This window comes from Bradyrhizobium sp. 21 (assembly GCF_023073335.1).
GTDB lineage: Bacteria > Pseudomonadota > Alphaproteobacteria > Rhizobiales > Xanthobacteraceae > Bradyrhizobium.
Map to the genome: position 1 here is coordinate 1 of NZ_JADPJG010000022.1, position 10,533 is coordinate 10,533.

Annotated in this window: 6 protein-coding genes; all 6 read left to right on the forward strand. The window is 60.6% G+C overall.

Annotated features, from left to right (window positions below):
* On the forward strand, positions 1-487 hold a 487-nt coding region (locus IVB31_RS20655), incomplete at its 5' end, for a hypothetical protein (protein WP_247326121.1).
* A 542-nt stretch (positions 488-1,029) separates the two neighbouring features.
* Positions 1,030-2,244, forward strand: coding sequence for a DUF4384 domain-containing protein (locus IVB31_RS20660; RefSeq protein ID WP_247326124.1), 1,215 nt, complete (start codon positions 1,030-1,032; stop codon positions 2,242-2,244).
* 111 nt (positions 2,245-2,355) lie between these two features.
* On the forward strand, positions 2,356-3,024 hold the full coding sequence (locus IVB31_RS20665; RefSeq protein WP_247326127.1) for a serine protease: 669 nt from the start codon (positions 2,356-2,358) through the stop codon (positions 3,022-3,024).
* A 92-nt stretch (positions 3,025-3,116) separates the two neighbouring features.
* Positions 3,117-6,701: a caspase family protein gene (locus tag IVB31_RS20670; RefSeq protein ID WP_247326129.1), complete on the forward strand. Its 3,585-nt coding sequence runs from the start codon at positions 3,117-3,119 to the stop codon at positions 6,699-6,701.
* Between the two features lie 665 nt (positions 6,702-7,366).
* Positions 7,367-7,633, forward strand: coding sequence for a hypothetical protein (locus IVB31_RS20675; protein ID WP_247326132.1), 267 nt, complete (start codon positions 7,367-7,369; stop codon positions 7,631-7,633).
* A gap of 276 nt (positions 7,634-7,909) precedes the next feature.
* Positions 7,910-10,533: WD40 repeat domain-containing protein (locus IVB31_RS20680; protein ID WP_247326135.1), on the forward strand; the 2,624-nt coding region annotated here is incomplete at its 3' end.

The window sequence follows — 10,533 nt, forward strand, 5'->3', positions numbered from 1 at the left end:
CACCGCAACGACGGATGATGCTCCGGCTCTTGAGGGTTACCACGGCCATGGCGTGTTCACCTACGCGCTGCTCGACGCCATGGACCACGCCGACGTCAACAATGACGGCCTGATCGAGATTTCAGAGCTTGCCGACTACATCGATCGAAAGGTACCGGACTACTCGTTCGAAGCCTTCAATCTGCGGCAGATCCCGCAGAGAAGCATCGTTGGCAATAACTTTGCCCTGATCAACAGAACTTCTGTTCTAAGGGCCGTCGCATCGAATGGAGGGCCTGCCGAGAAGATCCCGGGCAAGCCAACCCACGTGATCATCAAGTCGGCCGATGTGTTTGCGGCAGCAGAAGCCGGTGGTGAGGTGATCGATAAGCTGCCGGTAGGAGCCCAGGTCTCCATCATGCCGTCGATTGACGGCTGGGTACTTGTCGTCCGGAATGGAAAGAGACTCGGTTACACCAGGGAGCAGGCACTGTTGAGGCTTCAGTAAGGGTCCGAGCTTCAGTACGAAAACTGAAAAACTGAAGCGATCGTACAGGAATCGCCGCGCTTCAGCATCCTGTTGAAACCGGACGGGCGACCAGAACCTCTCTTGCGGTGGTTAATAAGGGCAGGGCTGGGTTCTGGTCGGAAATGTTCGGGCGGACCATTCCGTACAGGCGCATTGCCCCCCGACTGTCTGCGGGCGTTTCGATCGAGGTCCAGTCGCCCGTCGGTAACTGTGCATTGGTCCGGGTCGGCTCCTTTGCGATCCCGCGCTGGAAAGTTGATCTTGCGTCTGTCCGAAATCTCCTGGAGAATTTGCGGCCAGAGGCGGGTATGGGGGAATGCCGGGCCTGAAAGGCGTCGCTCTTTGGGGGCGGCGGCCGCGGGATTTGAGCGGCCGCGGTACCGCCCGCGACCGGCACTTTGCGTAAATGGGGGCGATCGCATCGGTTGAACCACTCTCCCATTGCACAGGCTTCTTAATCCAACGGGAAATCCATCCCGATGGTTAGACCAAACGTTGTCTCCCGATTTCGGCGAGGCGATTTGAACGACCTGACGGAGAAGGCAATGTCACTTGCATATCCAAGGCGGCGCGGGGTTTGGCTGGTCGGCGGAGCGGTGCTTCTGGCCGCCTTGTCCGTTAAGGGCTGGGCGGCTGAAGGGGACGAAGCTCGCCAGATCACCGTGCAACAGGCCCCGTTGCTCAACCTGACCGCGCCGGCTTCCACGCTCGGCGTGGACGTCTGGACCAATCGGGCTGATGGGACCTACGCAATCGACGAAGATCTCACCTTGTTCGTGCGCACGAGCTATGACGCCTCCGTGACAATCCTCAACGTTGACGCGGCCGGCCATACGACGATGTTGTTTCCAAACCGCTTCGCCCCCGACAACCTACTGCGCGGCAATAGGGTCTACCAGGTGCCGAGTGCGAACGCGAAATTCAAGTTGAACGTCGGCGGCCCCGCCGGCGTGAACCTCATCAAGGTTTTTGCCACCACCGATAAGGCTCCGATCTTGAAGGGGCGCGCCGTAGAGCAATCCGGTCCGTTCGATACCTACAAGGACAGTTCGGACGAAATCGCCCGTCAGGTCCAGGTGGTCATGACCAAGCAGCCGGGGGCGGTTTGGGCCACGGCAGATCGGCCCATCCGTGTCGTAGCGCGCCAGCTTGCAACGGTGCCACCGCAGATCCTGCCGATCCCTGCACCCGACGCGCCTCCGACGGTCGTCGGCGGCAATCCTTCTCCCGCCGAGTCACCGGCCGCCGGTCCGCCGGGCTCTCCCGCCCCTGGCCTGCTCGGCCTCAGCGGTTCGCCCAGCTCTTTCGGCCTCCAATTGCGAACTACCAAGGCGAGCTATCGGATGGGCGACGAATTGGCCCTGACGGTGACGCCCGAGCGCAGCTGCAAGCTGACGCTGCTGAGCGTTGATGCGCAAAACAACGCGACGGTGCTCTACCCCAACAGGCTGGAGAAGGAGTTGAGCTTGCGGGCTGGTCAGACGAGCTTTCTGCCCGGATCGGACGCGAAGGCGAAGCTTGCGCTCATGGGCCAGCCTGGCCTGCAAACGGTCGTCGCAGTCTGCAGCGAGGAATGGTCGCTGGCCGGCAGCATAGGGAACCTGTTCAAGTTCGATGACCGCTCGATTTATCCGACGCTGAATAATCAGGTCAATGTCGGTCAGGCGATCGCCGCACAGCTCAAGTCGGGTCGCAAGGTTGCCTACACCAGCGCGACATTTCTGCTGACGCAGTGAGGAGTGATATGGGAGGTTAGGACGTGAAACGGTCTCGCCTTGCCTTGCTTGCCGCAACTCTACTCTGTACCCGCGCTTACGCGCAGGAACGCACTCAATTTCGCTTGCACCATGCCCGACAAAAGCATCGAAACGCGCATTATCGGGGGGCAAGAGGCGCGCCCAGGCGATTGGCCGTGGCAGGTGTCGCTTCAGCTCAAGGGCCGGCACTTCTGTGGCGGCTCCCTGATCCATCCGCAGTGGGCGCTGACCGCGGCCCATTGTGCTCCTGACGACGATGCGGAACTTGCGCAGATCTTGGTTGTCCACGGAACGAGTGACCTTGCTTCAGGAGGGGACCGCCGGAAGGTCGCGAAATTCATGGTCCATCCGGAGTATCGCTCCTTCCAGTACGGAAACGACCTTGCCCTAGTGAAGCTCAACCGGCCGTTCGACGTCAACGCGGACCAGATCGTGAAGCTTGAGACCAAGCGGCTGGAGCGGCAATTCGGACAGGCTGGAGACTGCGCCGTCGTCACGGGTTGGGGATATACCAAATGGGATATTCACGACGTTCAGTCCCGTCTCCGGCAGGTAGACATTCCGATCGTGCGCGAGGATGAGTGTCGAGCGACGTGGGGCGACCTGATCCGCGGCTCGCAGGTTTGCGCCGGCTACCGGCTACCCACTAGGCAGGAAGACGTCCTGCAATGGCGACAGCGGCGGCGCGCTGGTCGTGCCCGGCGGTCCCACCGGATGGACCCAGATCGGCATCGTCAGCTACGGCCGAAAGGGCTGTGATTATCCACGCGCCTACGCGGTGTTCACGCGAGTATCGTCATTCGTTGATTGGATCGTTCAAACCACCCGTGCGAGCGGAAAAGGCGACTAGCATGTTGGAGCGACAATGCCACACGATCACTGGAGTCCGTGAGGTCACCATAGACGCCTTGTCTGGTGCCCTCAGGAACCGTGAACTTGCCCGTGGCATGACGCTGACCTATCGCGCGTCGACCCTTGCAGCAGGGCTGTGCACTTCTGCTTTGGTGATGTTGCTGCTCTGCTTTCCGTCGGTTTACGGGCGTGCACAAGATACTGCTGGCAAAGTCGAAGTCGTGGTCACGATCGGGCATTCCGGCTCGGTCAATGCAGTTGCGATTTCTCCGGACGGTCGGACCCTCGCATCGGGAAGCAACGACAAAACCCTGAAGCTGTGGAATGCGGCGAGCGGGCGGGAGTTGCGCACATTGAGTGGGCACACCTTCAATGTGCTTGCAATCGCTTTCTCGCCGGATGGGACTACCGTTGCATCGGCGAGCGGCGACAATACCCTGAAGCTCTGGGATGCGGCGAGTGGGCGCGAGCTCCGAACATTGACGGGCCATTCTGCCCCTAACTTTGAAGCGTCCGCGACCTCGGTCGCGTTTTCGCCGGACGGGCACACCCTCGTGTCGGGGAGCTACGACAAAACCGTGCGGCTGTGGGATGTGGCGAGTGGACGTCAGCTACAGACGTTGGCCGGGCATTCTTCCTACGTGTCCGCCGTCGCGTTTTCGCCGGACGGGCGCATGATCGTGTCGGGAGGCGACGACAAGACCCTGAAACTGTGGGACGCGGCGAGCGGGCGAGAGTTGAGGACGCTGAAAGGGCACACTGACTGGGTGTTTGCCGTCGGATTTTCTCCAGATGGCCGCACCGTCGTGTCCGGAGGTCGCGACCGGACGCTCAGGCTGTGGGATGTGGCGAGTGGGCGGCCGCTGCGAACTCTGACCGGGCACTCCGACGATGTGTACAGCGTTAGATATTCCCCGGACGGACGTACGATCGTGTCGGGAGGCAGCGATAATACCATAAGGCTGTGGGATGCCGGGAGCGGGAAGCGGTTGCGGACGCTGAGTGGGCATTCCGATAGCGTGCACTCCATTGCATTTTCGTCCGACGGGCGGAGCCTCATATCCGGGAGCGCCGACAAGACCGTGAAGCTGTGGGATGTGGCAAGCGGCCGGGAGTTGCGCACGCTGACCGGGCGCTCCAGCATAGTGTCCAATGCTGTTGCCTTTTCACCGGATGGGCGCGCGATCGTTACGGGCAACGAAGACATGACCCTGAAGTTCTGGGATGCGGCGACCGGGCAGGGGGTCCGCACGTCAACGAAGCAAGTGGGTGAGGTGCGTACCCTTGCGTTTTCGCCGGACGGCCGCACCGTTGTGACGGGGGGCAACGACAAAACCGTGAAAGTCTGGGATCTCGCGAGCGGACGGGTGGTACGCACGCTGACCGGGCATTCCGATTCGGTGCGTGCTGTCGCGTTTTCGCCGGACGGCCGTACCATCGTGTCGGGCGGCGACGACAAGACCTTGCGGCAGTGGGATGCAGCGAGCACACGTGAGCTGCATACGCTCACTGGCCATTCTGACCGGGTCAATGCCGTTGCCTTTTTGCCGGACGGGCGCACCGTTGTATCGGGAAGCGAGGACGCAACCCTGAAGCTGTGGGATGTGGCGAGCGCCAAGGAGCTGCGTACCCTGACCGGGACTTCTCCTGTGGCCGCTGCTGCCGTTTCACCTGACGGGCGCACCATCGTGTCGGGAGGTTCCGACTTTCATCTGAAGCTTTGGGATGTGCCCAGCGGGCGGCAGCTGCGTACCCTGGTGGGGAATGCTTATGGCGTGGTCGCTGCCGCGTTTTCGCCCGATGGCCGCACGGTCGTATCGGGGAGCAGGGACAAGACCTTGAACTTGTGGGATGCCGCGAGCGGTCGGGAACTCCGCACGCTGATGGGCCACTCTGACTATGTGTCTGCCGTCGCGTTCGCTCCGACCGGTCGCACCCTCGGGTCGACGAGCTTCGACAGGACGCTCAGGCTGTGGGACGCGACGACCGGGCAGGAGCGCGTTAAGATCGTCGCTTTCGACGACGACTCCTGGCTGACGATCACTCCGGAGGGCTTCTTCGATGCCTCATCGCCCAAAGCGGCGCAGAACCTGAACGTGGCGCGCGGCCTCGAGGTTTCCTCGATCGATCAGTTCTACAACCAGCTTTATCGTCCGGACCTGGTCAGGGAAAAGCTCGCCGGCGATCCGCAGGGCAAGGTCAGGGAGGCTGCGGCGAGGCTCGATCTGACCAAGGCTGCTGCGAGCGGTAACGCGCCGCGCCTATCCATCCTGACGGCAGCGGGAGCAACGGTTGAAGGTGAGCAGGTCACGGTTGAAGCTGAGATCACTGATCGAGGCGGCGGGATCGGCAAGGTCGAGTGGCGGGTCAATGGCGTGACGCTGGGCATTGAGGAGCGCGGTATCAAGCGAATGAGCGATGCGCCCGCAGGCTCGGTATCGGCCCCGCAAAACAAGACGCTTCAAGTGAGTCGGACTCTCGGACTGGCGCCAGGTGAGAACCGGATTGCGGTGCTTGCTTATAACGAAGCCGGGTTAATCGCGTCAGAACCTGCTGAGGTCCTCGTGACATCGGTGCAGTCCGAAGGAGGCGCCAAGCCGCGTCTCTACGTTCTGGCCGTGGGCGTGAACGACTACTGGGACAGTGCATTGCGGCTGAGCTTTGCGGCAGCGGATGCCAGGTCTCTGGGCGAGGGACTGAAGCAGGCCGGCAGCAAGCTGTACGAGCGGGTCGAGATCAGAACCGTGCTTGATGCGGACGCGACGGCCGGCAAGCTCGACGCCGTGTTCAGCGAATTAGCCACGCAAGTCCGTCCACAGGACGTGTTCGTATTTTTCCTCGCGGGCCACGGCAAGACGGTGGATGCGCGCTTCTATTTCCTGCCGCAGGATTTCCGCTATACGGGTGAGGATTCGATCACGAAGAAGGGCATCGGGCAGGACAAACTGCAGGACTGGTTCTCCCGCATCAGAGCGCAGAAGAGCGTATTGCTGGTCGATGCCTGCGAGAGCGGCTCGCTGGTTGGCGACAAGGTCGCGATGCGTGGCATCGAGGAGAAGACCGCGATCGACCGAATGACGCGGGCAATCGGCCGGACGGTTTTGACCGCCACCACCGACAGCAAGCCCGCGATTGAAGGCTATCGCGGCCACGGCGTGTTCACCTATACGCTGCTCGCCGGCATGGATGCTGCGGACGCCAACAATGATGGCGTGATCGACGTGACCGAACTCGCGCAATACGTCGACCGCCACCTGCCGGACCTGACCTTTGATGCCTTCAAGCTGCGGCAGGTGCCGCAGATGAGCATCGTCGGCTCGAACTTTCCGCTCGCGTCCAAGGTTACCCTGCTGCCGGTCGGTGCTTCGGTGCCGGCTGCAAATATCCCGACCAAGCCGACCCACGTAGTGGTCGCGCCTGCGGATTTCTATGAGCAGACCATGGGAGCCGGTAGGAAGCTGGGCCAACTCCCCACGGGGGCGCTGGTCACGTTGGTCTCAACCGATCAAGGATGGATCCTGGTCGCACGAGACGGAAAGGCCATCGGGTACATCGCAGAGACCAGCTTGGTGAGGACGCAATGAGTAGGCAGATAGCCGCCCTTCTGTTGCTGGTGTTGGTCGGGCACGTAGCGATTCCGAAAGCATTGGCGCAGGCCCCCGCGCGGCCGCCCTTTGCGCTCCTGATGAACATAGGTCACGGTGAAGCGTTGAGATGATCGCTTATTCAGCGCGAGGCGATATCGCTGTCACGCGCGACTATAAAGGTCATACCAAGCTATGGGACGGTGCAAGCGGTCCGCTCTTGCGGACCCAGGAGAACGCTCCCGAAGGAAGTTCGCTCATAGCGCTGTCGCCGGATGGCCGCCTCGCCGTATCAGGGGCTTTTGATGGCACATTGACCATTTGGGATGTTGCGTCTGGCCGGACCGAACAGATCCTCAAGAGGTCGTCTCCCTCGCAATACGCCATTTCGGCGGCCGTGGCATTCGACGCCGACAGTCGATCGCTGCTGGTTGTTGACGACGAGAAGTTCCGGGTTTGGGATGTGCAATCCGCAACGCCGGTCCGTACGCTGGCTCGTCCCGAGATTAACGCAAGGCGGGCAGCTCGCGGTGACCTCACGAGGGGGGCGGCCGTAAAGAGGAGGGTCTAGGCGGCCTATCGACTGGTAGTGTGTCCGACCTCTCCACCGCCGCAAATGAAGTCAGCGAGCGGCGAGCCGGCTGTCGATTTGAATGGAAACTTTCATGGCTTTCTATTCTCAATATATCCAATGCATGTGCTGCCCCGTTGGGCAGCAAGAATTGCGTTTTGCGATTCTGGCGTTTGACTGGGCGCTCAATGTGAGCAGTGACGCTGTCGGAAGCAATTTCTTTGTCTTGAGCGGAAAGCATGTAAGATCCGCTATTGCCATCAGCCGAACGGCTACTGCCTTGGAACGTGAGGTCAGCGCTTCCATATTCTGGATCTTATTGTTCTTCTTCGCACTGGGAGCGTCGTTCTGGTCTCTATGAAGCCTCATCGGCGCGATGCTTGCAGTGCGCATTGGTGTCGTCTGGTCGAGAGAGGCTTGGGTGCGGGTCGCGTGTGAAGGCAAAGACGGTTGGATGTCGTGCAGGACCGTCAGACCCGCATGAGATAGCGGCGGGCGGTCCGCAGGAATGATGAAGGCGCCGGCGGCGGATGTGTTGCCATCCATCCCGGTAAGAGAGGTATGCGCGATGTCGGACCTCGTGTGGTCTTAGAAGAGAAGCAGGAAAGGGCTACCTTTGAGGATCTCCCAAGTTACCTTGGCGGCCGCGCTCACGCTGTCGAGTGCGCTCGGTGCAAGAGCCCAGTCGCCCTCACAGGCCGAGATCGTGGCTTCGACCTCTCATGCGGGCGGCATCATCGGCGTCGACATTTCTCCTAACGGCCACCTCATCATTTCCGGCGGCAAAGACGGTACGGTCAAGCTTTGGGATGTCGCGTCCGGAAAATTGATTCGGACGTATGTGGGCACGGAAGGCGGCACCAATCTCCTGAAGTTTCGCCCTGAGGGCGACGCCTTCATCGCCGCGGGCACTGGGAGTCGTCAACCGGCCAAGATGCTGTCTGCTTTTTCAAATCGGACGTTGAAGTCGTTTCCACAAGAGATTCCGCCGGATAGTGTGGGCTTCTTGCGCACCGGGAAGGCCCTCTATTTCGGCAGTGAGTTCCGTTGGGAGTTGTGGGACTTGCCAACAACGAAACTGACGAAATCCGCCGAACGCGTCTATATGGGGGCGCCGGGAAAAAAAAGCGAGGTGATATCGAACGTTGCGGTCTTCGATGGCAAGGCAATTCTATTATCTAGTGCCAAGGAATTCCCTAGCCGACTAGTGGAAGAGGGAACATTCAAGCTCATTCGAAAGTATCCGAATTCAGAATGGGATTCCGCCTGCTTCATCGACAACGGAGCCCGATTCATCGCTGTTTCGACTGCCTATAACGAAGATCAAACGACCGTATCGGCCTACACGCACGATACCCACACCGGGCAGCGGCTTCAGAAGGTAGAGATGCCCACCGAAAAATCGGAGATCATCTGCCTTCCTGGGAAGGGGATCGCGTACCTCACCGAGGGTGCCATCAACATCTTGTTCGGCGCAGGCCAGCGGGTCAGCAGCAGGAAAATATCAGGCGATGCCTTCAAGCCGGATGGGCAACTCGCCTTGTCGACGGATGGCTCGCTTGCAGTGTATGGCAGTCCCAGCGAATCACGCGTGGAACTGTGGAGCATCGAATCGGGCCGGCTCCTCAGAACCTTTTCCGCCCCGGGCGTCGCTGCCACGAACAATTACCGAATCAGCGATCGCATCACGGCGGTCGTGGCCAAGGACTTCGTTGCTCAGCTGGATATCGGCAGCGGGCGGGTCCTGTCGACGTTCCAGAACGAGGCCGAGATCACAGCTTCTCTCGTCCTATCGAATTCGCTGATCGTCGGTGACACTCGAGGTCGTGTCCGAACCATAGATCTGACTTCAAACAAAGTCGTTCGAGAGGTCACTCTGGGCTCAGGGGAGATTCGAGGACTCGCTGGTTCGAGCAGGAAGGACAGAATTGCGGTTCTCGCAAAAGATTTTCAGCTCACCCTCTTCGAGGCGTCGAACGGTCGAGCCATCACCAGCATCCAGTTGGAGAAGCCAGAAGTGGACAATGTCCTCAATCGAGGCGCGCCACGGATCGTCCCCGCTGTCTCTGAGGACGAGTTTTTTGTCACGGAAGGAGAGTTCGGCGGAAGCGTCAGTCGGTTTTCGTTCGAGAGCGGCAAGATCATTAAAACGATTGGACTCTCCGGCGTGTCTGACGCCCGTTTCGTCGTTCCGTCCGGAGCGGTAACCCGGAACAGCGGTACGGGAGGACAGGACAGTTGGCCTATGCAGTTGGTCAGCTTGGAGACGGGTAAGCCCATTCGCCGCATCGACGGCAGGCCTGAAGACAGCGTTGCTGCCGCTTCTGTGATGGATGCATCGATTGACGGCAAGACACTTCTCGTCGGCAGAACCGATGCTTCGGTCGATCAGATCGACCTGGCGACCGGGCACTTCCTACGCACCTTCCCCGGGCACAAAGCAGGCGTCAGCAGCGTTCGAATGATCGCGCTCGACAGGATCGCCTCCACCAGCGGCGACGGTTCCATGAACGTCTGGAACAGCAAGACCGGGAGCTTGCTGGCCTCGACCTTTTTCTTTTCGGCCAGCGATTGGCTGACCATCACCCCGGAAGGATTTTTCGACATTTCGAGCCCCAAGGCGGCGCGCTTTCTGAGCCTCGTTCGAGGGCTCGATGTCTCCTCGGTAGATCAAGTTTACAACGTCTTGTACCGCCCCGACCTGGTTCGCGAAAACCTGGCGGGCGATCCGGGCGGAAAGGTCAAGGCGGCCGCTGCCCAGATCGATCTTGAGAAGGTCATGGCGAGCGGCGCGTCGCCGAAGGTTGCCGTCGATGCTCCGGCTGCGGGCGTCTCGTCGTCAGGCTCGCTCGAGATCCACGCAACCATTACCGATCGTGGTGGCGGGATCGGCAAGGTCGAGTGGCGGGTCAATGGCGTGACGCTGGGCATTGAGGAGCGCGGTATCAAGCGAATGAGCGACGCGCCCGCAGGGCTGGTATCGGGCCTGCCGAACAAGACGCTTCAAGTGAGTCGGACTCTCGGACTGACGCCAGGTGAGAACCGGATTGCGGTACTTGCGTATAACGAAGCGGGTTTAATCGCATCAGAACCTGCCGAGGTCGTCGTGACATCGGTGCAGTCCGAAGGAGGCGTCAAGCCGCGTCTCTACGTGCTGGCGGTCGGCGTGAACGACTACTGGGACGGCGCACTGCGCTTGAACTATGCTGCTAACGATGCGAAGTCACTGAGTGACGGCCTGAGGCAGGCCGGTGCCAAGCT